Consider the following 22,110-nt stretch of genomic DNA (forward strand, 5'->3'; position numbering starts at 1 on the left):
ATAACCTGCGGCCAAAGCGAGCATTATAGAGAATCGGCGGCCCCATCCGCTACAATGCGCGAAATGTAACCGCTTTTCACGGCGGTAGAATAGCAGCCTTGCTGCAATGGCAAAGAGGATTTCACCATGCCGGTGACACTGAAGTATGTCGACCAGGCCCGTTGGGAAGCTGAAGAGCAGGTGCGGATCGACTTGGTACGCATTTATGAAGATGCCCCCCAAGAACGTATGCCCGCCCCATCGGTCATGCCTTTTATAGAACAGTATCTAAAAGAGCCGCGTTTTTTTGCCTGCGCACACTTCAACGACCGCTTGTTAGGAGCTGTAGCCGTTCAGGAAGCGGCGGATCGTGCGTGGTGGCTGTCCGAGCTGTGTGTGCGCAAAACAACTCGGCGTCGAGGCGTGGGTACGCGCTTAATGGCCTTGTTAGGCGAGCAAGCCAAGCAGCAGGGCAGTGTGTTGCGTATTGCGACCACAACGCTTCCGCTTGCTGACCGCGTGCTGCTCTCCAAGATGGGCTACCGACCAGTGGCTAATGATCAGGCCGCTGCGCCAGGCGCCCCAGCCACCAGTGATTTTGTTGAGCTAGACCCACAAGGAAAAGGGTAAATGAGACATCTATTACGTATTTTACTGGCCGCAATTGGTATTCTCGCCATCGCAGCAGTGGCCGCCGTGGTGTATGTCACTACCTTTCTTGATCCTGAGGACTTTAAGCCTCGTTTGACCGCTGTTGTGGAAGAGCAGACTGGGCTTAACCTCTCTCTTGATGGCCCGATTACCTGGTCGTTCTACCCTCGTATTGGCGTTAGTGTTGAGCGCGCGCGCGCGTGGCTGCCAGAGCAGTTGCCCGATGATGCTGCCTTTGCCGCTATTGAACGAGCTGAAGTGAGTGTTGCCTTTGCGCCTTTACTAAGAGGTGAGATTGCCGTCGACGGGTTAACGCTTGACGGTATGCGTCTCAATCTTGAGCGCAATGCAGAAGGCGAGGGTAACTGGCAGCCGCTGTTAGAGCGCTTGGCCGAGCAAGATAACGACGCTGCTGAAACGGTGCTGGCGCCAGCCAGCGCTGGCCCTCATGCCGATGCGGGCAGCCTATCCGTGGTGCTTAATATTGCCAACGTAGAAGTTAAAGGGGCCGATATACGCTTCCGGGATGAGCAAAGCCAAGCGCTTTGGCGTTTGCAGCCGCTGAATATTTCAGGAAGCAACGTTAATCCCGTGCGCTCTTTTCCCTTAAAAACGATGTTTACTCTGACAAAGCATAATCGCTTAGATACAGAGACATCGGAGCGTGCGCCGGATCTGACCAGCGAAGTGAACCTTGAAACGCGTCTTCGTTTAGGCTTGCAGGACGAGCAATTAGTGTTTGAAGGCACCCAGCTGACGACGCGAACGCAACGCTTAGGAGAGAGCGACCCTCAGCAGTTAAGCCTCAAAGCGTCGGAAATGGTGGCCCGCATAGGTGATCAGCAGCTCACGATTGAAGAAGGAGTGTTAGAGGCAGGGCTGCGCCACCCCGAGCATTGGCAAGGTAGCCTGGCGCTTTCGCTGGCTTTTGGCCTTGAGAGTAACTGGGGCGCGCAAACGGTCCAGATAAAAGATGCTCAGCTGACCGGGCCCGATGGCTTACGGGTGAGTGGCCATCTAAATGTCGAACAATTTTTGGATGCCCCGCAGTACAGTGGCCAGCTGAACGCGGCGCCTTTCACTCTGCGGCCTTGGCTCTCACGGGCCGGTATAGCGCTAAATACCACCAATGAAGCGGCGCTCAGCGATGTGGCGATGACAAGCCCCGTTGAGGGTGATAGGCAGCAAATTTCTCTGCCACGTCTCTCGTTAGTGGTGGATAGCAGCACCTTCACAGGCTCCGCATCTGCGGCGCTTGATGCCACACAGCTACGTTTTGATTTAGACGGCGACCAGCTCAACTTGGATCACTATCTGCCGGGACGAGTGACCGCCCAGCAGGCCAGCCGGGGGCTGCTGCGTAACGCCTTTGCGCAAACAGAGAGTGTGCTGCTGCCTCAGGAGTGGCTAAGCACGCTGTCTTTAGAAGGTGATCTGCAGCTTGGCCAGCTTCAACTGGCAGGACTCACGTTTGACGAACCGCATCTACAGCTACGCGGTGCCGATGGCGTTCATGAGCTATCGGCGTTCGAATCGCGCTTTTACGGCGGAGAACTTAGCGCCACCGGGCGTATTGATGCCAGCGAAAGCATTCTCCAGTGGCAGCTCTCCCCCCAGGTTAACAACGTTCAGGTTGCACCGCTTATTGAAACCTTTAGTGAAGAGGAGTCACCGCTGCGCGGGCGGTTTACTTTGGAGGGCGCGCTGACCACCCAAGGTAACACCCACGAGATATTGGCAAGCAATCTTAACGGCCAGTTAACTGCAAGGCTAAACGACGGTGCCATTTTAGACACCAACGTTTCACAAGAAATGTGCGAGCTTGTCGCTCAGTTAGAGGGCGAAGGGACGCTGCGCGATTGGCATTCCGATACTCGTTTTGAGCGCTTTGACGCCACCTTGAATGTGCGCAATGGCCTGATCACCAGCGATGACCTGTTGATCACGCTGCCAGGGATTAACGTCCAAGGTGAAGGCGAGTTCGATCTTACGAGCATGAATTTCCTCACTCGTGCAAATGCGCGCTTGGTAGACACTGCCGATGCTGCCTGCCAAGTGAATCCACGTTTAACAGAGTTGCCTCTGCCGGTGCTATGTGAAGGCCACGTAGGCGATGATAAAGCTCAATGGTGCCGCTTTGACCGTGACGCCTTCCAGTCTTCGATAGTCGGCCTGCTGCGTGATGAGGCCAGCGGCCGAGTGTCGGAAGAGCTAGAAGAGCGGCTAGGCGACTCCCTCGACCGTATTGACGAGCGCCTAGGGGAGGGGGCAGGCCAGGAGCTTCGTGACGGTATTCGCCGTCTGTTTGATTAAGCTTTCAAACGACCCTTTGTAGAAAAGCAACCTATACCGCGCCGGCCCTAACCCTGCCGGCGTTTTTCATCGTTATTGCTCCAAGGAATTCGTATGGCTGATGCACCGACGCCGTGCCTAGCGGCAGAAACGTTTCAACGCCGTCTGCTCAACTGGTTCGATCAGCACGGTCGTCACGACTTGCCGTGGCAGTCGCCACGTAGCGCTTACCGCGTGTGGGTGTCTGAAATTATGCTGCAGCAAACCCAAGTAACGACGGTGATTCCCTATTTCGAACGTTTTATGGCCCGCTTCCCTACCCTAGGGGCGTTAGCCAACGCACCCCAAGATGAGGTGCTGCATCTTTGGACGGGGCTTGGCTACTACGCGCGGGCGCGCAACTTGCACAAGGCGGCCCAAGTAGCGATGGAAGAATACGGCGGTGAGCTGCCTACTGACAGTGTTGAAACGCTGATGGCGCTGCCCGGCATCGGACGCTCTACTGCAGGTGCCATTATTGCTCAAAGCACCGGTCAGCGAGCCGCCATTTTAGACGGTAACGTAAAGCGCTCGCTGACTCGCCTTCATGCCATTGCCGGATGGCCGGGCAAGCCTGCGGTAGAGCGTCAGCTATGGTCACTTGCCGAGTACTACACGCCTGATACGCGACTGGCTGATTTTACCCAGGCAATGATGGATTTTGGCGCAACGCTGTGTAAGCGCAGCAAGCCAGACTGCTTGATCTGCCCCTTTAACGACGTTTGCCGTGCCTACGCCCAAGGCGAGCCGCAGCGCTTCCCTGAATCCAAGCCTAAAAAAGCGCTGCCCCAACGTCACACCATTATGCTGATGTTGCGCGATAGAGAGGGGCGGGTATGGTTAGAGCAGCGGCCACCGAGCGGTTTGTGGGGAGGTTTATGGAGTCTGCCGCAGTTTGAGCACCCACAAGCACTGAATGACTGGCTGGACGATAATGTGGTTACACCAACACGCCACTCAGCGCTTCCCACTTTTACTCATACCTTTAGCCATTTTCGGCTAGCCATTACGCCACAGCCGGTCACTTGCGATAGGCTAGGGGGGATAAGAGAAAAAGGCGTATGGTATGACGTTAACGATCCGCCTTCGCTAGGCTTAGCAGCACCGGTAAAAGCGCTGCTTAGCCAGCTTGCCCCGTTTACGCTAGACCCAACGCCAGGGCCGTCACGCTAATGCCCCTCGCATGTGCGTTGTGTTATGACCTTCATTTCTCTACTTCTCTATAGGAGCACGTAATGAGCCAGATGGTTTTCTGCCGCAAGTATCAAAAAGAGCTGCCCGCGCTGCCATTCCCACCGCTTCCGGGTAAACAGGGCCAAGAGATCCAGGCCACGGTTTCCAAACAGGCGTGGGAAGAGTGGCAGGCGCTACAGACGCGCCTCATCAACGAGAAGCACCTGAATATGTTAGAACCCGAAGCGCGTGCTTACTTAATGGATCAAATGCAGCGCTACCTGAATAACGAAACAACCGACCAAGCAGAAGGCTACGTACCGCCCTCACAAGCTTAATACGATCAATGCCACGTGGCCTCGCCGGTGACGTAAGGCCCTAAAAGCCACGGATGGCGTGGCTTTTACCCTTTTTCGCTCAGCAACAAGCCAGCCCTAACCGTGTGACTAGAAAGAAAGTTTCACAAAGGTGTTGACGAAAAGCGGCTTTTTTAGTTTAATACGCACCGTTGGCAGCGGCCAGATAGCTCAGTTGGTAGAGCAGGGGATTGAAAATCCCCGTGTCGGCGGTTCGATTCCGTCTCTGGCCACCAAACGTTGGGGTATCGCCAAGTGGTAAGGCACCGGTTTTTGGTATCGGCATTCCCAGGTTCGAATCCTGGTACCCCAGCCATTGCCAACAAGATTTCTTGTTGATCGGCTAGTGTAATAGCAAGCCCATCAAATTCTCAAGAAAATGCGAAGCGCCGACATAGCTCAGTTGGTAGAGCAACTGACTTGTAATCAGTAGGTCCCGGGTTCGACTCCTGGTGTCGGCACCACTTAAAGTGGTTGAAAAGCAAAGCGTTAGAGACATTAAAAGGCCGCTCAGTGAGCGGCCTTTTTTGTTTTGCATAGATCTTTACATAGATCATTCTTCGCCGGGGTGATTCACCAGCGGAACGCTTAGATCGTAGGTGTCCATCATGCTCGCTGAGCGGTGGCCGCTGGCTTCTTGCTTTTCGTGGCGGGTGCCTTTGGTGTCGGTAATGCCGCGACGCTTTAGGTCGTGAAGGCCGAAGCGCTCTTCTTCTGTGATTATTCCCTCTTCGATTGCTAGCTTTATCAGGCGCTGCCATGCCGTATCTAGGCTGGATTTTCTCAGCTCGCCACCGTCGGCGGCGACGATCAGCGGGCGGTTTTCTGGGTGCATCGGAACCGGCCTGCCTTTTGCTTTCCAGATCCCGGCGCGGCGTTCGGTGGCGGCTGTCCATGCGGCGGTTAGACGTGGGTACCAGCGAACGACATTATCCCGCGACCCTTTGCGGCGGTTGGTCATTACTCCAGCGGCCGTGCTGTTGGCATCGCTCAGCGTGATGACCTCGATACCACGCAACCGGCAAATATATGCCAGCTCCATGACCATCCACAGGTAGGGCGCGCACGCGCCTTTTTCGCCGCGCGTGCGCTGGCCGCGCTGCTGGGCGAACTCGGCTAGCCGCGCGATAGTGGTTAGCTCGGGCAAGCGGCGCTGTTTTCGCTCTTTGGCTGACTCTACGCCTTGGGCTGGGTTGCTATCGCAGTAGCCGCGATTTATTCCCCAGCGGAATAGGCGGCGCAAATAGCGCAGCAGGTGATTTGCCTTGGATGGCGTGCCTTCGGCGGCGATCTTGTCTACCAGCCGCTGAACCAGCGCCGGTGAGAACTGCGCGGTTGGCAGATCCCCCAGCGGCTTGTTTAATTTGGTGGGTATTTCCAGCAGTGCGGCGCGGCAGTATTCGTAATCCTGCTGTGTTTTTATGGCCAGCTCTTTGAGCTGTGCGGAGTCGTGAAACTGTTTAGCCAGGTAGCGCAGTGTGCGGCGATCTATGCCGCTGCGCTGCTCCATGATTCGGTGAAGTTCTGACAGCGTGGCATCGGCACCGGCGATTCGCTCGGTCTTCAACTTGCCCGCTTCGTCTCGAAACTGAACGTACCACCGGCCCCGGCCGCGCTTATCAAAATACACTCCATTGGGGAGCTTTTGCTGGTTGATATGTGCAGGTATATCGGGGCTGTGCTTACGCGGGCGTGTCTTCATAGTATTTCGCTAGGGCTAAACTCTTTTGTTGGGGCGGCCTCAATGCCGCCCGCTTTGTTAATCAGGTCGATGGTTGTCCATGGGCCACGGCGGCCATTGAACACAACGACGCCTTGCTCACGCAGGCAGCGCGCCGCATCGGCGGGGCGCTGGTATCCGGTGATTGCTTTAAGCTCTTCGCAGTCTAGTACGTTTTGTAGGCTCATGACTTGTTCCTTGCCCGCCAGTGGTTGAAGCGGTTGCGGATCATGCGAAACGTTTGGCATGCCTGGTGGTTGCTATCCAGCTCGGCGCGGCTACTGATTTTACAGGCAGCGCACAGCCAGTCGCGTGCATCTTCCTCGTTATGGGTGCCGTCTGGCAGATCCTGCTCTGCAATCTGGAATTTCACGCGACGGCGGCGATCTAGGTAGAGCTGAAAGGCGCGATCTTGGCAAAGCATCGCGGCTTGGCGGGCGTAGGCGCCGCCTTTAGCTGTTTTCACTTCGTTCACTGAGCGCCCCCTAAATACATGCCTTCCTGAATCGCCACCCTAGGCTCTGGCCGATTGCTAACTTCAAAGCACTCAATTTGCGGATCTGATTCATGTGAATTGCAGATTTGCGATGCGAAGACCTCAACGCGGTGGCGATCGCATCGGCCATACGGTGTTCTGTTGGGCTTTTGCTGCAATGCATGAGTGTTTTCAAAAGGGCAATACTCATCTTGGTCATAGCCAAGGTGTTTATATTGCCTGCAGCTTACGCAGGCCTTTGGTGATCGCATGAACGGTTCTGCATCCACTTGCCGCGCTGCCTCTTCGGGGTTTTCACGAACCCAATTTGGATCAATAGCCATGGCTGCTGCGCTCCGCTTCATCCGCTGCTTCAGCAAGGCGCACGTAGGCCTCTACTTGGCGTGCGATCTTTTCTCCCTTTCTGAATACCGGCATTGGCACAAAAAGAATGCCGGCCGATCTGTAGACCTCGGCTGCTTCCAGTGCCTTTCTCATTTCAACCGGGCTTGCTCTATTCATCGTCGCCACCTTTTTCTTCCGGTGCCGCGCGCTCTCCGCAATGCGGGCAAAACTTAGAAAGCACACTAGTCTTTTGTCTCTTGGTGGTCATGCCGCCGCCGCGCTTCTTGGGTGCCTGATATTCAATCTCGACCGGCACCGCGTAACGATGGTCGATACCATCTTTTGTGAAGGGGAAAACGTAGTCGCCGACTGTTACCTCAAGCCCTTCGTAGCCTTCTGGAAGCTGCTCGATTATTGCTTCCATTAGCTTTTCTTTGACGGTATCGCTGCATTTGCACTGCATAACATGCTCCTTTATCAACAAAGCTCGGGCGGGAAGTATTCGTCTTCCTCGCTTTGGGCGCGTTTAGGTACCGGCGCGAACAGGATTCGCGCGGCTTCTCTTGCTGCGATGGCGTCTTCGTACTCTGCATCGCGTTCAACTCGATAAATTTCTGAGCTCTGCCACGCTTTGAAGCGTTCGAGCTGGGCTTTTAGCTCTGCTGGTGATGGCTCGCGGGGCTGAATATCTGGCCCCTGCGTACAGTTAGTGACACGAGTCCAAGGGCTTTCGGCTTCGCCTCCAGCCTGAAAATCACCCCCAGCGCGCGAGCCTTTCGGGCGCACTTCCCACTTATAAACGCGGGTCATGTACTCGCTAGAAAAACCCGCACGACCGGTGGCCACTAGGCCAAACGTCACTTTCTGCTCTTCGCCATAGCGGCCTTTGGCCACCACCGCTTCGGCGCCGTAGTATTCGCCGGTTGCGTGGCTGAACTGCTCAACGTTGGGGCCGGTGTTCATCTTGGTTTCTACCCACGGCTTTATCGGCTGGTCTTTACGTTTTGTCATCGGGCCGCCCATGAGGCGTAGGAACTGGTCCCACTGGCCAGCGCTGGCCGCCTTGCGGATCTGGGCAAAGCGCTGTGCTGCGCAGGGGTGCGGACGTGTGGCGGCTTCCCAATCTTTCAGCATGGCGTCTTGCTTCTCGGTGAGTCGGCGCACTTCACGCCATACCGTGACGGACGGCAGACCCAGAAACTGGAACTGGCGAATGCCCCACACGCTTGCCCACGCTTCAATACGCGGCGCGCTGTCGGTCATGGAGTGGTCGTATTTGTCCGCATCCATGAACTGTTCGCCGTTAATGTTTTTGCTGATGTACTTAGCGACGTAACCGGCGGCGGTGCCTTTGCTGTAGTCGATTTTCTTAGCATCAAAGCGGGCGGTTGTTTTTCCCCAGCGATTGAATAGCTCTTCGGGGTGCGCCTCTTCGGCGTACTCGCGTAGCGTGTCGGTGACGGTCTTCTGGTCTTCCGGCTTCATCCACAGCAGTAGATGCCAATGCGGCGTGCCGTCGTGGTGCGGCTCTACCACGCGGATGCCATAAACGCCGATATCGTCGCGGGCTAGCTTGGCGCGAATCTTCGCCCACAGCCCTTGCAAATACTGCTGAGCCTCGCGGGGTGTTGCGCCTTGGTACTTAGGGTTGCGCACGCAGTTTTTAGCGATAACTGGGTGAAACTTTGATGGCGTGGTCATGGTGTAAAACATGCCCGCATGCCCCAGGCGGCGGGCTTCGGCCTCGGTGTCGCTGATGCGCAGCATGAGTTCGGCGCGGCGGTGGTCGGGATTCGCCAGCCCCTTCTCTGCTAGCTCTGCCAGCGTGAAAACCTGCCCCTCTTGGTTGATGGCTTCCATGGTCTCCAGCAGGGCGTTGTTGCGGAATTTCTGAGCGCGGCGGCGCTCCACCGTAAAATCACTGCAGTAGATACCTGCTTGCTTGTGCACGCGGTGGGCTTCACGCATGACCTGCTCGACCGCACGACCACACTGGCGGCGCAGCTTACGACGCCACCAGAGCGAACAACTCAGGCGCGCTAGCTGGGTTTTGCCCGGAAGCTTGTCGCTGGGGGGCGCTATACCGTGGCTCTTGCACTTGGTACGGCCAAACTCAATAGCCTGAACGCGCGCCACGGCTAGCGATAGCGGGCGCAAATAGTGCCACTGCTGAAAGCGGAAATTGCCGATAAAGGGCGGCGGTGTGAACTGGTTGCGCTGGCGGGCGCAAGCGTCTTGATAGGCGCGAAACTGCTCAGAGAGCGGCTGGCCACTGGCGGCCATGCGCGGCGGCGCGGTGGCGGGCAATAGGCCTAAGCGCTGTAAGCGGTTGACCTTGGCAATATCGCCTATCAAGAGGCTCGCTTTTTTATCGATGGCGGCGGCTTGTGCCTGGGCATGATTCACCAGGGCTTCATCGTCGTGGGTTGCATTTAGGCTGCCAATGGCTAGGCGCTTTTCGACGCTCTTTAGCCAATGGCTTGCGGCCTGCAGCCCTTCAATGGTGGTTGAACCGCGATTCACTAACGCATTCATCGCGCGGGTGAGTGCTGGGCGGATCGGAGTAAACCGGCCCAGCACGAAGGACGGCTCGATAAGCTCTTGCGCGTTGCGCCGAAGCCAGCGGTTGGCGGCGGCGTGTCCGTGGCGCTTTGATACGTGGACATAGCCATCGGCGACCTGATCGGCAATCGAGGGCAGCGGGGAAAGCTGCTCTTCGATGAATTCGCGGCAATCCCGGGTGCCTGAGCTGTATGCAAACGCCTTTTCAATAGCCTCCATCACCGCAGCATCACCCCATGGCAAAACTGCGAAGCGCGTGGGGCCTTTGCTGAACGCGAGGCCTGCCCTTCACTTTCTTGCGCGCTTGCAATATCAGCGCGGTAGTCACCAAAGACGCTATCTAGCTGCGTAAGCTGACAGCCGAAGCGGTGAGACTCGCGGTTCAGTTCTTCGGCGGCTTGCTGATAACCCGCTTGCTCCAACTGCTTGGCGAGGTAATCGAAGCGCGCCTTGATGACGTACAAGCCGTCCATCGTGGTTGAAACATTCATTCGCCACCCCGCGCTCTAGCTAGATGCACTTGCCTTGCCAGTTCGTACTCTTCTTTAAATATCGCTTTCTGTTGGGCGGCTTCGCGCTCCATCTCGCTGAGCCTAGCGACCATGGCCACCAGCTCGCGCGCTAAATCACGATGCCCGTTAAGTCGGGCGCGGGCGTATGCGTGTTCCATATTAGCTTCGCCCTTTCGGCGCTCTATCACGCAGTCAGCCGCTAGATCGGTCATCAATTCAGCGAACTGACGAAGCTGCCTAACGTTGTCACTCCAGGCGCACATTTCGGCAAAGTCATTCTCACCATGGCACAGCTTGTTTTCTAAGCTCATCGGTATGATTGGGTTGTTCATGCCACCCCCTTTTCGATCAGATTTAGCCAGTGCATGGCGGCTTTGGTGTTCCCCTCTTCCAGCGCGGCGCGGGCGTGACTGGCGAGTTCACAGCTTGGGTGCTGGGTGCGGTTGCGTAGCTGGTCTCTCAGGCCGGTGGCGTAGTCGCTCATGCGGTGAATGGCAGCGCGCACGGCGGCCCGCTCGGGCTTGGTCATCTGGCTGATCTGCTGGGTAGCGTCTACCGGCAGCCCGGCACTTTTCAGCACAAGGCGGCGCTCAGCAAAGGGCAGGCCCGCCCACACCTCGATAAGATCTTGATCCGCCGCACGGCCATGCAGCTCGGCGCGGAGTTCGCCAAAGCCCGCGCGATCTGGCTGGACGCGGGGCGCTTGGCGGGCGGGGAGTGGCGTTACATTGGTCATGGTCAGCACCTCAGTGGATGGCGTCGGCAACGTCGAGAACCAGCGGGCGGCGGGTATCGGCATCTACTACCTGAATCATGTTTTCGCGGCGGGCTTGGCGTAGGATGCGATCTAGGTCACGCACGGTGAGCATCACCGGCACGCCGTTACCTTGGCGCAACACCACCACGCTGGATGTGCTGTTATCCATATCAATGGAAACGCCTGTATTGACGCTATCGAGGTCGGCAAACGCCTGCATGGCGGCTAGCTCGGCGGTGGCTTCGCTGTGCCCGTAGTCATTCACCAGAGTGCCGATGGTGATACGCAGCGCTTCGGCGCGGCTGTCGCGGCGGTGCGACCACAGCAGCTCGGTAGCGATATCGAAGGGGGCTTTTGCTGAGTTGATTGGCAATACGTTCATTTTTTAGGTTCCTTTTCGGTTAGGTCTAATCGCACTTGCTGCATCAACCATGAGGACGTTTTTACGCTGATGTCCGGGTTTGGCGTGCGGCTGGGTGCTAGCGTTTCGGTTACGTTTAGGTCGGCTTTGCAGCGGTACCCGCACTCAAAATCGTTACTGCAGTGCAGGTAAAGCTCTCTGAACACAGGTAAATGCGTCTTCGAAGTCCGCACTTTCATGTGTGCCCCACAGTGGGGGCAGTCGAATCGCAACCGGCTTAGCGCGTCGGTTTGCTCAGTCACTTCGCCCCCTTACTTCGTAAAGCGCTCTACCTCTGCCGGTGAGGTTTCCCACGCCTTTTCTCATTCGGCGGCGCAACAGCCATTCGGCAGCTTGATCTTTTGTTTCAAGGCCTTGCTGGTGTCGCACCGCCTCTAGCGTTCGCTCCAATTCGTCATCTAGCGCCAGGTGGATCTCTTCGGCCATTTTGGGTGCTCCTTTTGGGCCTTTTGTGTACCTGCCATTAAGAGGCGCGCTGATCCACACTGCCGTTAACGATGTCGCTAACGCCTAGTGTTTCTAGCGCCTCTTTAAGAATCAGCTGGCGTAGCAGGGTGGCTTTGGACATCCCGGTGTAATCCACCAGGGCATCAATGAGCTTGGCTTCGTAGTCGTCGAGATTGACGGCTGAGTAGCGAGAGCGGATGCGACGAGTATCTTGGTGCATGGCTTGGTTCCTTATGCGGCGTCACAAACAACGGGAGTTAATCAGCGATGAGTGTTTCTTGCTGGTACTGGCTTAGGCCTCGCTCAATCATGATTCGCGTTGCCGCAGACAAGGAGCGCTGCTCTAGCTCTGCAATGCTTTCCAGCTCAGCCCTAACGTTCGGAGTAACACGCACGAGCACTTGAGTTGTTTTGTTATTGGAAGGCTGTGCACTCGGATGAGTGGCCTTCGTGGCGTTCAATAGCGTCATGAGTTAGGCTTCCTCTAAAGGGTCTTATCGGTCTGTATACATACGAGAATGATGATTCACAAACGTGAATACGTCAACTCCTAAAAGGATCTTTACGTGAATAGCTTCGGCAGTCGACTTAAAGAAGAGAGGGTTAGGCTTGGGATGTCTCAAGAGGCGTTCGGCGAGGCTGGCGGCGTCAAAAAGGTAGCCCAATATAACTACGAGACTGATAAGAGGGCGCCTGACGCCTATTACCTTCAAAAGCTAAGGGCCTTGGGCGTCGACGTTAACTACCTTTTTTCGGGTACACGCTCGGATGGCTTTCGTTCGAATAATTCGTTTTCAGACGGAAGCGGCGAGCGATTTAATTCAAGCAAAAATAACCATTCTGCAACTGCAGAAGATCAAGCCGCCTACCTCAACCAGCGCATGAACGATCCCAACGTTGCGTCTATCCCGATGTATGACGTGGAGTGTGCAGCGGGTAGCGGGCGCAGCTTTGAAGGGGAGCCGGTGCTGGGCTACTTCCACATGGATAGAACCGTTCTAAGCGAGCTAAAGCTGCCTTCTGATTCGGGCGCATGGGTGCGGGCGCGCGGCGATTCGATGGTGGGCACCATTGACGATGGCGATTATGTGTTTGTGGATTTCACTCAGCGCGACCCTAGCCGCGAAGGCGTGTACCTGATTCTGATGGATGGTGAGCGCCGCATTAAGCGCATGCAACGCGTAGCGGGCGGCGGGTGGCTGCTGATTAGCGACAACCCCCGCTACGACAAAGAGTTGATTGCACCGGAGCAAAAGCAGTTCGTAGAAGTGCTGGGCCGGTGTTTGGTGAACCTGGGGCAGGTGCTCTAGGAATAAAAACGACAGGGAGAAGGGAATGGACGCTTTTGCGGTCGCTATCGGCTTTGCTATCTGCGCAGCCTTTTGGTTTCTGCTTACTAAATCAATGAAGATTAACGGTAGGCCATGGTGGTGGCGTCACTTATCAGCAGCGCTCTTGTCACCTTTAGCGGTTCTGGGCGGCTCAATGCTTGCGGGCAGCATGCTCGGGCTTTCCGATGCAGAAGGCGAGCCATTAGGTGTTACCGGCGCGCTTAGTGGCATCACTGTTCTCATTCCTCTGGTTCTTCCTCTATGGATTTCGCGGCGGGCTGCTAAGCAAAATGCCCTCTTGGCACTTGCAACACAGCCGCTGCAAAATTCAGAGCCAGAGCCAGAGCCAGAGCCAGAGCCAGAGCCAGAGCCAGAGCCAGAGCCAGAGCCAGCTAGCAAAGAGGAGCTGCCACCCAACACCTTGCGCTTTACTTATGAAGACTTTAACGGTGGCCTCACTCAGCGCACGCTTACCAGCTGGAAAGAGGAAGGCGCTTATATAAAAGGCTTTTGCCTTGATCGCCGCGATACTCGCACCTTCCGTAAAGATCGCATTGTCGCTTTTAGTGAAGGCGAGCACTTGCTGCGAGGTAGTGCTGATATGCCAGAGCCCCGCAACCCAGTTACCTATGATAAGCCAATGGAAATTTTGTTTACCGGATTTCCTAAGGACAAGCGTGCCGATCTTGAAGAACAGGCTACTGAAGAAGGCATGATCGTGCGGACGCGCGTCACAAAAGCGCTGGATTTTCTTTGCGTCGGCCCAAAGGCAGCACCTTCGAAACAAGCTCAAGCAGAGGAACGGGGGACCACCGTTTTAGACGAGATGGCTTTTTATGATCTGCTAGAAAGCGGCGAGCTTCCAGAGCGCCCATAAGGCTTACAACATGCGATTAACGTATCTGGGGCCGCTTGCTATTGGCATTGACCACCCCGCGCTTAGCCGTTCGCCTTTCTCTTCAATGTCGCCTAGCTGTTTTGCGGTTGAAGTGGGGGCGGAGGCGGGCGTGCATGGCGCGGTGATTGAAGGCGATGTGCTAGTGGTGGATGAGTCGCGCAGCCTGGGCCACGATGATTTGGTGGTGGTGGAAATGGACGACGCGCTACACCTTTACAAGACGTTTCGCGTGGGGTCTCGGTACCGGCTTTTGCCACCCAATGGAGGCAGCGGGCTGATGGCCACCGCGCGGATGGTGCGAGGCGTTGTTGTTCACCAGGCGCGTGTTGCGATGGATGAGGCGCTATGAGGATGCGGCTTATTCGCTGGATAGAGCGCCGCCCAATGCTGGGCAACGTGATCTTGGGCGTTGTCGCTTTATCGCTGCTGACTGCCCTTGTGAGGCTGGCCATTCACTGGCTGCCGTAGTCGAAGAAGCCCCGCACTAAGCGGGGCTTTTATGCTGCTTTATAGCTTCACCTGCAGGTTACCCGCCTACTTTTTCTATCTTGCTAAAATTAAACATGAACTCAGGCATTCTCATGCTTCCCGACTCCGTTACGCTGAGTTCTAGCAAGCAATCTCTTTCACTGCCTCTTAAAAAAGCCCCGCTAAACTGCACTGTATCGCCGCCTTTAAGCTCTGATACGGCTCTAAATAACGGGCTTTCCTCTGAGATAAGCGTTCTCTGGGTGTCGTTATTGAACGTGAGTGAACTGCTGGCTGTCTTTAATGTTAGATTTTTGGCCACGACTAACTCTACGCCAGCATCACCTGTCATTGTTCTGTTTATGCTATCAATCTCGCCCTGCCAGCCGTTGACTTCTAGCCCATCGGCGAAGTGGGCGCAAAGCCTTTCAGCTCGCCGCTCCCTAGCTGCTGATTTCTGAATGCTGTTTTCCGCATCGGAGTAGTCATCTTTTGAGCCTTCTACGATATCTACAAAGCGCTGCTGGTCTTCGCTCATTTCCAGCGAAGGGCCACACCCTACCAATGTCATCGCCGCTGCGCATATTGCTAGCTTCTTGATCATGCCCATCCCTTGTATGCCGCTTTTCTAAGGCCCCTTTATAACATTGCTCGCCCAAACATCCACCACCACCCTGCCGCTTTGCTCTTTTTCCAAGCGCTAATTAGGTGCAGTGGGGCTGCCTTGGCGGGTTTCTAGCTGTAGGGCGGTGGTGTAGCTGCTTTCTGTGAGGTTATGGGTTACCTCGGTGATTATCCAGGGCGTTGCGTCAATCTGGGGCTTCCAGCCAATTACCCATACTGGCGTTTCTGGGAATATCTCGGGGTCGCCTACTGCCTGGGTAATGCTGAAATAGGCGGTGCCGCGTTGCAAGCGCTGCCATTCGGCCTGGGCGGCTTCTAGCGCTTCTTCTTCGCTTGCGTAGGTGTGGCGTAGCTGCTGGGTGTTTTCGGGGTCGCCCACGGTGACGGTGAGGCGTTCGGCCTCGTCGCGTTCATACCATTGGGCGGTAACACCGGTGAAGGCGTCGCGCTCTGCCAGCATGTAGCGGTGCTGGTCGCCGCTTTGGCGGCGAAGCTGGATGGGTGGGATCTCTAGCCCGCTAGCGGTGGTGGCTTGGCCCATGGGCACGAAGATCAGGTTGCCGCTTTTGACGGTGGCCACCGCGTCGAAGCGTTCCGCCAGGCGCGTGAGGAAGTGCAGGTCGCTTTCGTCGGTTTGGTCGATGTGCTCAATGCGAACGCCTGCGATGGAAACGCCAGTGCTGGGTGTGAGGCCGTGGCGAGCGGCGATGGTTTCAATAATGTCGCGGACGGTGACGCCGTCCCAGCTTTGCGTCCGCTTGCCCGGCAGCCCTTGGCGCATATCGGCACTGGATGCGCGGATGCTGAGCGTATCCGGTGCGCCGGTGTGCTCGACCTCATCGACGGTGAACGTGCCGCGCTCGATGAGCGGCTGGCCTTTCCAGCCGATGGCCAGGACGATCTCGGCACCGGTGGGCGGTATATCCAGCATGCCGTCATCGTCGGTTAGCGTGATGTCGAGCTGGTCGGCCTGCATGCCTCGCCTGTCGTGCAGCGTGAGCGATCCGAGGCGGGCGCGAAACTCGGGGCTAATGGTTTGCCCCTGCAGCGTAATGCGGTAGTCCGGTTGCATGCTCATGCCAGTGCCCCAGTGATTGCGCGCAGGGCGCTGCCTTCTAGCACGCCGAGCAGCTCGGTTCGCCCCTCATCAATGCGGGTTAGCTGCAGGTCGAACTCGATTTGCTTAGCGGCACCATCGCGGAAAAATTCGCTTTTGCGCTCTCTTAGACTGGTGATGGTGTACATGCCGTAGTAAGTGCCGGTGCCCTCGATCAGCGGCCACGCTTGCCCCTGATCCGCCAGGGCGCGAAGCATATCTAGGTTTTGTTGACCGCCGGTGAACATGGGCAGCAGGGTGCCAGTCAGGCTTATGGTGTCGTCACCAGGGCCAAGGAACTGATGGGTGGGCCGCGCATTCACGCGGCTCTGGCTGGCGTGACGCCAGCTGGTTTGGCGCTGCAACTCTTGATAGGCCGCGCTGTTTAGGCCGAACACGAACATTCCGTAGCTCATCATCATATTCATTGACCTCAGTCGTTATCGTGGAAGTTGCGGCGGCGCGCAGCTGATGCGCGGCGATCGGCATCTTGTAGGGCGCGTTGAACCTGCTCATTGACCAGCCGTGCCAGCGCTTGCTCATCCATGCCGGGCGCGGCGTGCACCTCGATGTTGATGCCGCCATGAATCACCAGTCCGCCGCTAGCTGCACTATCGTTTTGCAGCGCTGGGCGGGTATCTATCTGGGCGCTGCTCTCATCGATGCGCAGAGCGCCCAGGTGCGGCAGCTCTGGGCGCTCGATACCAATAGCCCCCATCGTGGGTAGTGCGGGATTTTCAACGCGGGCAGCAATCCCCGGCAGCTCGGGCAAATCAGGCCGCTGAACGTCTAGCGCCATGGCGGGTGATGCAATGCCAGCGGTTAGCATTAGCCCCGCTGCAGCGTCGCGCATCCGCTTCGTGAGGCCGTCCACCTGCCTGAGCGGCGTGTCGGCATCGTCTGCAATGCCGTTGGCCAGGCCTTCGGTGATGTTGTTGCCAAAGCCAGCAAACACGCGGCTAGGGGAGTTAATGCCGAGCCGATCCTTAAACCAGCCAACAGCGCTGCTCGCGGCACCGGTGATGCTGTCGCGCAGTTCGCCTAACTTTCCGGTTACGCCTTCAACAATGCCGCCGATGATGTTGTCACCGAACCCGGCAAACACACGGCTTGGGGAGTTGATGCCCAGGCGCTCTTTAAACCAGCCGACGGCACTGCTCGCGGCGCCGGTGATGCTGTCGCGCAGGTCGCCGAGCTTGCCGGTGATACCATTGACAATGCCGCTGATAATACTGCCACCCAGCGCGGTGAGCGTTGCAGGCAACTCAACGCCCAGCAATGAAAGGCCGGCGGATATGCTGCGCCATAGCAGCCCGAGGGGTGACCAGTTGACCAGCAGGCGAGCAATGCCGCCGATACCCTCGCTAAAGGCGGCGCTGATTTCTGCCCACACCCTACCCGCTGCCTGGCGGGCGGTGGCGGCGGCGCTGGTAATGCCGCTCACTAGCCCCGCGATCATCTTGGCGCCTAGCTCGGTGAGCGATGCAGGTAGCTCGATACCCAGGCGGCCTAGTGCCGACGATAGGCCGCGCCACAGCAGGCCGAGGGGTGACCAGTTGACCAGCAGACGGGTAACGCCGCCGATACCTTCGCCGAAGGCGTCCCTAACTTGCTGCCACAGGCCGCCGAAAAACTCTTTGATTGGCTCCCAGTTTCTGTAGATGAGGTAGGCGGCACCGGCGACGGCGGCGATGCCTGCCATTAGCCAGCCGATGGGTGTGGCCATCATTAGCGCGCCGATAGCCTTAATGCCCAAGCCGAGCGCGGGCAGCGTTTTCGCCAGGGCGATAATGGCACCGCCTGCTTTGAACAGGCTGACGCCAAACATGACGATGCTGGCGATCATCTTGGCGGCAAACAGGGCGCCCACGACCATGGCGAGGTTGTCGAACCCGCCCACCATATCGGCGGTGCGGGTGACGATATCGGCAATACTGCTGGCCATGCCAGCGGCGCCGGTGGCGAGGTCGATTAGGATCGGCACGGCGTTTTTCAGGCGCTCGCCAAACGCCCGCGCAAAGGCTTGCACCTGTTCGCGGTTTTCGCGCATCCAGCCTACAAAGGCACGCATCACATCGGTTACGGCGGGCATTAGCTCGGCGCCAATGGTGTTTTTCAGCCCCTTTACTGCGTATTGCGAATCCAGAAGGGCGTCTTGAAAATCCTCGGCGCCTCGCGCCGCCTCTTCACTTAGCACATTGCCGGTATCAAGCCCCTCAGCCATCAACGCTGCTAGCTCGTCACTGCCGCCGCGCAACATGTTGATCATGGCTTCGCCGCTGTTACCCATGATGCCGCTCATGATGGCGATTTTGTCGCCGTGGTTTTCGACGCTCTCTAGCGCGTCGGCAATAGCCGCCACGGATTGCTCGGGTCGCATGTTATTCAGCTCTTGGGCCGATAGCCCTAGCTGCTCTAATGGCCCCACTGCCGCGCCGGTTCCGTTTGCGGCGCGCCCGATGCGGCGAACCATGCGCTGCATGCTGCTATTGAGTCCGTCGGTGCCCACGCCTGCGCGTTCGGCAGCGTATTGCAGTTGCTGCAACTCGGTGGTGCCAATGCCCATTTTATCGGCGGTTTTGGCGACATCGTCACCGAGGCTGGCGGTGCTGCTACTGAGGGCAAAAATAGAGCCGGTCGCGATGCCGCCCGCGATAGTGACGTTTCGCGTAAATCGGCGTATTTCGCCAGACATGGCGTTAAAACGCCCGCCCACGTTGGCTTCACCCAGGCGGCGAAGGGCGTCTTGCTGGCTGGCAAGGCGGCGGTTAGTGGCTTCGATTTGAGTGGCGAGGGCTTCTTGCTGCTGCTTGAACCCGCGCGCGCCTTCGGCACCGGCGGGTAGTTCACGGGCTAGCTCGCGAACACGGTCCCGGTTTTGGCGGTATTCGCCGCTGAGCTTATCGACTTCTCGCTGGGCGTTTTTTTGCTGCTGGGTGAGCCGCCGGGTGGGGCCGGTGGTGCTTTCCAGCTCTTGGGTGATGCGCCTTAGCTCTTCGCGCTTGTCCATCAACGAGCGGCGGGTGGCATGGCTTTGGCGCGACATATCGCGGAACGCCGTCAGCTTTTTCTGCTGGTCTTCCAGGCTGCGCAGGTGGTCGCGGGTTTCGCGGATGGCTCCACCGGCACCGCGCGAACCTTCCATGATTTGCCGAAGGGGGCCGGTGGCCTTGTTGATGGCCTGTAAGGTGACGCTTAGGTTTAGGTTGCGGGCCATGCGGCCTCCTGCAGCAAAAAGCCCCAACGAAGGGGCTTATGGGGTTATCGCCCGCGCTTTTTAGGCGTGTTGCGCTCTCGGGCTTTTTCTCGCCAGCGGGCTAGCTCTTCCAGTTCCATGCCATCCATGGCGGTGGGCGCCCAATGGAAGATAAAGGCGATATCGGCCATCGCCTCTTCAACGTCATTGGGCAGGCTGGGCGCTACCCTTCGGCCCGCTTGCCCAACAAAAAATTGGAGACCGCTGTGCCTAGCTGCAGCAGGTCGGCGGGGTCGAGGTCGCGGCAATCACCTTCGGTGAGCGCCGGTTCAGTGATGCGCGGCAACACCTTTTGCAGGCTGCGGGTATCCATGTTTAGCAGATCCACCAGCGCGACGCCGCGAAGGGCGCCGCTTAACGGTTTGCGCACGGTGATTTCGTTAACGGTGGTTTTGCCGCGCTGAATGGGGGTGTCTAGCTCAATCAGCTTGGTTGGCACGCCGGGGGCTGTGCCACCTACAACGGTCACTTCGTTGGCGTTGGTTTCGGTGCTTTGGGATTCAGTTTTATCGGTCATCGTTGGGTCTCTTTTGATCGTTGCAAATGGCCCCGTTTGGGGCCGCTATGGGAGTGTGTGGTGGGTTATACGCCGAGCGCGCCGCGACGTTCGGCGAGGCGGTCGGTGCCGCGCACTTTGAACACGTAGCCGGGTACGTCGCGCTCAATGACCTCTTCGCCGTCTACCGTCAACTTGAAGTACGAAAGCGTGGTGGTGACGCTGATCTGGTTGTTGTCGCCTTTGCTGGCATCGCCCAGGTTGATGTTTTTGTGACGGCCGCGCATGACGATCTCGACAGGAATAATCCCGCCGTCTTCATCGGATTCATAAGAGCCGGTCATGCGTAGCATCGCGGCATCGTGGATAGGGCTGCCGTAGGTGTCGAAGATATCGACGATCATGCCGCCCGCTGTCCATTCGAACGTTTGCAGCTCATTGCCGTGGTCGACTTCAATCGGGCCGTCCATGCCGCCGCCTTCGTACTCGACCATGCGGCGTGCGAGTTCCGGCAGCGTTAGCTCGGGGATCTGGCCTTGCCAGTTATTGCCATCGCCGAACAAATTAAAATCTCTGAGGATGTGAGGTAGTGCCATTGGGCTTGCTCCTGTTAGCGCCTAACGCTTGGCGGCTTATTCGGTGATGCGGGCGGCAAAATCAACCAAATAACGGTCGGTGATGCGCTGCTGGAACATGAGGTTTTCTAGCGGCGGTACCGGCGTGTAGTCGTAGTCGATGTAGAGCTTGCCGCTCTTGAGCACTTCTGGCGTATTCAGCTCTTCATCGAACCAAGCGGAGCCGCCGAGGATGTAGCCCTTGCGGGTTAGCTCGCGGAATTTGGCGTTGATGCCTTCGATGATGTCGCGTACCAAGCTGGGGTGCATGGGCTTATCGACTGCCCAGAAGTGCGCCTCCGCAATGGTGTCCGCCAGCACTTGGGCGGTGCGGGTGTAGGACTCGAACGCGAAAAGCGGATCTGCCGAGCAGGTGCGAGAACCCCAGAAGCGGAAGCCTTCTTTGCGGATCAGCGTGGTTACATCGGCTTCGTTGAGATAGCCCGCGTCGGTGGCAGGGTCTTGCAGATCCCAGGACAGCTCTTTGGTAATGCCGGTGACGCCGTTAACCGGCATGTTGGACAGCGTCTTATGCCAGCCAATTTCGTTATCCAGGCGGGCACGGTGGCCAAGCGCTTTGGCGACGGCAGGCAGCGGGCGGGTTTCTTCGGCATCAACGTCAAACGCCTGCCAGTTCGGCCAAATGATCATGATTTCCCGATCACCGAAGTTCTCGCGGTACATGCGGGCGTCTTCTTTGGTTTCGCAGCCGTGAGCGAAGGCGTAGAGGAAGCCGCGCAGCTGGCGAGCGATGCCACCGAAGGCGGCGGTGACCGCTTGGGTGTCGAGATCCGGCGCGCCGAAGATGCGGGGCTTAACACCAAACTTGGTTTCCGCAGCCGTGAACGCTTGGATGCCGGTCTTTTTGCCGGTGACTTGATCCACGCCGCCAATGACGTTGGCAGTGGTTTTTTCGGCATCTTCCCCTTCTTCTACGCGGACGATGACAATCATCGCCTTGGTTTCTTCCACGATGGTGCTTAGCGCACGACGCAGTGTGCCACCGGCACCGGCTTGGCCGATGGCGGTATAAATATTAGTGACCAGCACCGGCTCATTTAGTGGGAAGGGTTCGTCGGTGCCGCCGGTGAGACTTGCCCGCGATGCGGTGGCCACCGTGCCTTGGCCGTCGCCTTCGGCGGCTACCGTGACCAGGGCGGCGGCTGCCGTTTCTGCAGCAATCGCGGTGGCGACTTCATCGGCAGTGCTGAGGATTGCGCCCTCGGCATCGGTCGCCAGCGCTACGGTGATGTGCTTTTGATCCACTGACACGCTAATCGGCGCGGACGGCTCGCTGGGTGCTGCGTGAGTGATGCGGATGCCGTTTCCCGCAATGCCCTTTGTTTTGGCGGTGTAGGTGATGTTCCCGTTTTCGGCACTGCCGTTCACGGTGACGGCCGCCGCCGTGCCGGGGCTGGCATTGGGTGCTGTGCCGATCAGGCCTATAACAGCCGTGGACACGGTGCGAATGGGTCGTGTGCCTTCGTTAATTTCAACGACGCGGACGCCGTGATGATAATCAGCCATGTGTGCTTGTCTCCTGCGCAGGTTCAAGCGGGGTTAATTGGTGGTGCTAGTGGTGCCATCGTGATTGGCTT

General features: G+C 57.6%; 31 protein-coding genes and 3 tRNA genes. 11 read left to right on the forward strand and 23 right to left on the reverse strand.

What is annotated here, in order from left to right; genetic code table 11:
- Positions 1 to 126 precede the first annotated feature (126 nt).
- The 7 genes from LG301_RS01910 (at position 127) to LG301_RS01940 (ending at position 4,954) form a co-directional block, all read left to right on the forward strand.
- Positions 127 to 609: an acetyl-CoA sensor PanZ family protein gene (locus LG301_RS01910; RefSeq protein WP_404472929.1), complete on the forward strand. Its 483-nt coding sequence runs from the start codon at positions 127 to 129 to the stop codon at positions 607 to 609.
- Positions 610 to 2,943, forward strand: a complete 2,334-nt coding sequence (locus LG301_RS01915; protein ID WP_404472931.1) for an AsmA family protein — start codon at positions 610 to 612, stop codon at positions 2,941 to 2,943. It begins immediately after the preceding gene.
- A gap of 93 nt (positions 2,944 to 3,036) precedes the next feature.
- Positions 3,037 to 4,134, forward strand: coding sequence for an A/G-specific adenine glycosylase (mutY, locus tag LG301_RS01920; protein WP_404472933.1), 1,098 nt, complete (start codon positions 3,037 to 3,039; stop codon positions 4,132 to 4,134).
- 62 nt (positions 4,135 to 4,196) lie between these two features.
- Positions 4,197 to 4,472, forward strand: coding sequence for an oxidative damage protection protein (locus LG301_RS01925; RefSeq protein WP_404472935.1), 276 nt, complete (start codon positions 4,197 to 4,199; stop codon positions 4,470 to 4,472).
- 178 nt (positions 4,473 to 4,650) lie between these two features.
- Positions 4,651 to 4,726 (forward strand) — tRNA-Phe (locus tag LG301_RS01930).
- 5 nt (positions 4,727 to 4,731) lie between these two features.
- Positions 4,732 to 4,806 (forward strand) — tRNA-Gln (locus tag LG301_RS01935).
- A 72-nt stretch (positions 4,807 to 4,878) separates the two neighbouring features.
- A tRNA-Thr gene (locus LG301_RS01940) sits at positions 4,879 to 4,954 on the forward strand.
- Between the two features lie 89 nt (positions 4,955 to 5,043).
- Here LG301_RS01940 and xerC read toward each other — a convergent pair.
- The 15 genes from xerC to LG301_RS02015 are packed head-to-tail and all read right to left on the reverse strand — an operon-like array spanning position 5,044 to position 12,199.
- On the reverse strand, positions 5,044 to 6,192 hold the full coding sequence (gene xerC, locus LG301_RS01945) for a tyrosine recombinase XerC (protein WP_404472937.1): 1,149 nt from the start codon (positions 6,190 to 6,192) through the stop codon (positions 5,044 to 5,046).
- Positions 6,189 to 6,398: a hypothetical protein gene (locus tag LG301_RS01950; protein WP_404472939.1), complete on the reverse strand. Its 210-nt coding sequence runs from the start codon at positions 6,396 to 6,398 to the stop codon at positions 6,189 to 6,191. Before LG301_RS01950 ends, xerC begins: the two co-directional genes overlap by 4 nt.
- On the reverse strand, positions 6,395 to 6,685 hold the full coding sequence (locus LG301_RS01955; RefSeq protein WP_404472941.1) for a hypothetical protein: 291 nt from the start codon (positions 6,683 to 6,685) through the stop codon (positions 6,395 to 6,397). The genes LG301_RS01950 and LG301_RS01955 overlap by 4 nt, the downstream gene beginning before the upstream one ends.
- Positions 6,682 to 7,029 (reverse strand): hypothetical protein, encoded by a 348-nt coding sequence (locus tag LG301_RS01960; protein WP_404472943.1) that lies wholly within the window; start codon positions 7,027 to 7,029, stop codon positions 6,682 to 6,684. Before LG301_RS01960 ends, LG301_RS01955 begins: the two co-directional genes overlap by 4 nt.
- Positions 7,019 to 7,207: a hypothetical protein gene (locus LG301_RS01965; protein ID WP_404472945.1), complete on the reverse strand. Its 189-nt coding sequence runs from the start codon at positions 7,205 to 7,207 to the stop codon at positions 7,019 to 7,021. Before LG301_RS01965 ends, LG301_RS01960 begins: the two co-directional genes overlap by 11 nt.
- Entirely contained in the window at positions 7,200 to 7,493 is a 294-nt protein-coding gene (locus LG301_RS01970) for a hypothetical protein (protein ID WP_404472947.1), read from the reverse strand. The genes LG301_RS01965 and LG301_RS01970 overlap by 8 nt, the downstream gene beginning before the upstream one ends.
- A gap of 14 nt (positions 7,494 to 7,507) precedes the next feature.
- A complete protein-coding gene (locus LG301_RS01975; RefSeq protein ID WP_404475137.1) occupies positions 7,508 to 9,811 on the reverse strand; it encodes a replication endonuclease in 2,304 nt (767 codons plus the stop codon).
- Positions 9,811 to 10,083: a hypothetical protein gene (locus LG301_RS01980; protein WP_404472949.1), complete on the reverse strand. Its 273-nt coding sequence runs from the start codon at positions 10,081 to 10,083 to the stop codon at positions 9,811 to 9,813. Before LG301_RS01980 ends, LG301_RS01975 begins: the two co-directional genes overlap by 1 nt.
- Entirely contained in the window at positions 10,080 to 10,436 is a 357-nt protein-coding gene (locus LG301_RS01985) for a hypothetical protein (RefSeq protein ID WP_404472951.1), read from the reverse strand. Before LG301_RS01985 ends, LG301_RS01980 begins: the two co-directional genes overlap by 4 nt.
- Positions 10,433 to 10,840: a hypothetical protein gene (locus LG301_RS01990; protein WP_404472953.1), complete on the reverse strand. Its 408-nt coding sequence runs from the start codon at positions 10,838 to 10,840 to the stop codon at positions 10,433 to 10,435. Before LG301_RS01990 ends, LG301_RS01985 begins: the two co-directional genes overlap by 4 nt.
- Positions 10,841 to 10,850: 10 nt before the next feature.
- A complete protein-coding gene (locus LG301_RS01995) occupies positions 10,851 to 11,243 on the reverse strand; it encodes a hypothetical protein (protein WP_404472955.1) in 393 nt (130 codons plus the stop codon).
- Complete coding sequence (locus LG301_RS02000) at positions 11,240 to 11,524, reverse strand: ogr/Delta-like zinc finger family protein (protein ID WP_390903862.1); 285 nt, start codon at positions 11,522 to 11,524, stop codon at positions 11,240 to 11,242. Before LG301_RS02000 ends, LG301_RS01995 begins: the two co-directional genes overlap by 4 nt.
- Entirely contained in the window at positions 11,517 to 11,708 is a 192-nt protein-coding gene (locus LG301_RS02005; protein WP_404472957.1) for a hypothetical protein, read from the reverse strand. The genes LG301_RS02000 and LG301_RS02005 overlap by 8 nt, the downstream gene beginning before the upstream one ends.
- 37 nt (positions 11,709 to 11,745) lie before the next feature.
- Positions 11,746 to 11,949 (reverse strand): hypothetical protein, encoded by a 204-nt coding sequence (locus LG301_RS02010; protein WP_228168520.1) that lies wholly within the window; start codon positions 11,947 to 11,949, stop codon positions 11,746 to 11,748.
- A 37-nt stretch (positions 11,950 to 11,986) separates the two neighbouring features.
- Positions 11,987 to 12,199, reverse strand: coding sequence for a hypothetical protein (locus LG301_RS02015; RefSeq protein ID WP_404472960.1), 213 nt, complete (start codon positions 12,197 to 12,199; stop codon positions 11,987 to 11,989).
- A 96-nt stretch (positions 12,200 to 12,295) separates the two neighbouring features.
- Between LG301_RS02015 and LG301_RS02020 the strand changes: the two genes are divergently transcribed.
- The 4 genes from LG301_RS02020 to LG301_RS02035 are packed head-to-tail and all read left to right on the forward strand — an operon-like array spanning position 12,296 to position 14,426.
- On the forward strand, positions 12,296 to 13,039 hold the full coding sequence (locus tag LG301_RS02020; RefSeq protein ID WP_404472962.1) for an XRE family transcriptional regulator: 744 nt from the start codon (positions 12,296 to 12,298) through the stop codon (positions 13,037 to 13,039).
- Between the two features lie 25 nt (positions 13,040 to 13,064).
- Entirely contained in the window at positions 13,065 to 13,937 is an 873-nt protein-coding gene (locus tag LG301_RS02025) for a hypothetical protein (RefSeq protein WP_404472964.1), read from the forward strand.
- 10 nt (positions 13,938 to 13,947) lie between these two features.
- A complete protein-coding gene (locus LG301_RS02030; RefSeq protein WP_404472966.1) occupies positions 13,948 to 14,307 on the forward strand; it encodes a hypothetical protein in 360 nt (119 codons plus the stop codon).
- Positions 14,304 to 14,426, forward strand: coding sequence for a hypothetical protein (locus LG301_RS02035; RefSeq protein WP_404472969.1), 123 nt, complete (start codon positions 14,304 to 14,306; stop codon positions 14,424 to 14,426). Before LG301_RS02030 ends, LG301_RS02035 begins: the two co-directional genes overlap by 4 nt.
- 58 nt (positions 14,427 to 14,484) lie before the next feature.
- Here the strand turns inward: LG301_RS02035 and LG301_RS02040 are convergent, their stop codons facing one another.
- The 8 genes from LG301_RS02040 to LG301_RS02075 form a co-directional block, all read right to left on the reverse strand.
- Complete coding sequence (locus tag LG301_RS02040) at positions 14,485 to 15,030, reverse strand: hypothetical protein (protein ID WP_404472972.1); 546 nt, start codon at positions 15,028 to 15,030, stop codon at positions 14,485 to 14,487.
- A 96-nt stretch (positions 15,031 to 15,126) separates the two neighbouring features.
- Positions 15,127 to 16,128 carry a contractile injection system protein, VgrG/Pvc8 family gene (locus tag LG301_RS02045; RefSeq protein WP_404472974.1) on the reverse strand — a complete coding sequence of 334 codons (1,002 nt, stop codon included), beginning with the start codon at positions 16,126 to 16,128 and terminating at the stop codon, positions 15,127 to 15,129.
- Positions 16,125 to 16,574: a phage tail protein gene (locus LG301_RS02050; RefSeq protein WP_404472976.1), complete on the reverse strand. Its 450-nt coding sequence runs from the start codon at positions 16,572 to 16,574 to the stop codon at positions 16,125 to 16,127. Before LG301_RS02050 ends, LG301_RS02045 begins: the two co-directional genes overlap by 4 nt.
- Before the next feature lie 5 nt (positions 16,575 to 16,579).
- A complete protein-coding gene (locus tag LG301_RS02055; protein WP_404472977.1) occupies positions 16,580 to 19,363 on the reverse strand; it encodes a hypothetical protein in 2,784 nt (927 codons plus the stop codon).
- 44 nt (positions 19,364 to 19,407) lie between these two features.
- Positions 19,408 to 19,533 (reverse strand): GpE family phage tail protein, encoded by a 126-nt coding sequence (locus LG301_RS02060; protein ID WP_404472979.1) that lies wholly within the window; start codon positions 19,531 to 19,533, stop codon positions 19,408 to 19,410.
- Positions 19,534 to 19,565: 32 nt separating this feature from the next.
- Entirely contained in the window at positions 19,566 to 19,919 is a 354-nt protein-coding gene (locus tag LG301_RS02065) for a phage tail assembly protein (protein ID WP_404472981.1), read from the reverse strand.
- A 65-nt stretch (positions 19,920 to 19,984) separates the two neighbouring features.
- Positions 19,985 to 20,494, reverse strand: a complete 510-nt coding sequence (locus tag LG301_RS02070) for a phage major tail tube protein (protein ID WP_404472983.1) — start codon at positions 20,492 to 20,494, stop codon at positions 19,985 to 19,987.
- 36 nt (positions 20,495 to 20,530) lie between these two features.
- Positions 20,531 to 22,039 carry a phage tail sheath protein gene (locus LG301_RS02075; protein ID WP_404472985.1) on the reverse strand — a complete coding sequence of 503 codons (1,509 nt, stop codon included), beginning with the start codon at positions 22,037 to 22,039 and terminating at the stop codon, positions 20,531 to 20,533.
- Positions 22,040 to 22,110: the final 71 nt, after the last annotated feature.

This window comes from Vreelandella venusta (assembly GCF_044809155.1).
In the GTDB taxonomy this organism is placed as follows: Bacteria; Pseudomonadota; Gammaproteobacteria; order Pseudomonadales; family Halomonadaceae; genus Vreelandella; species Vreelandella venusta_B.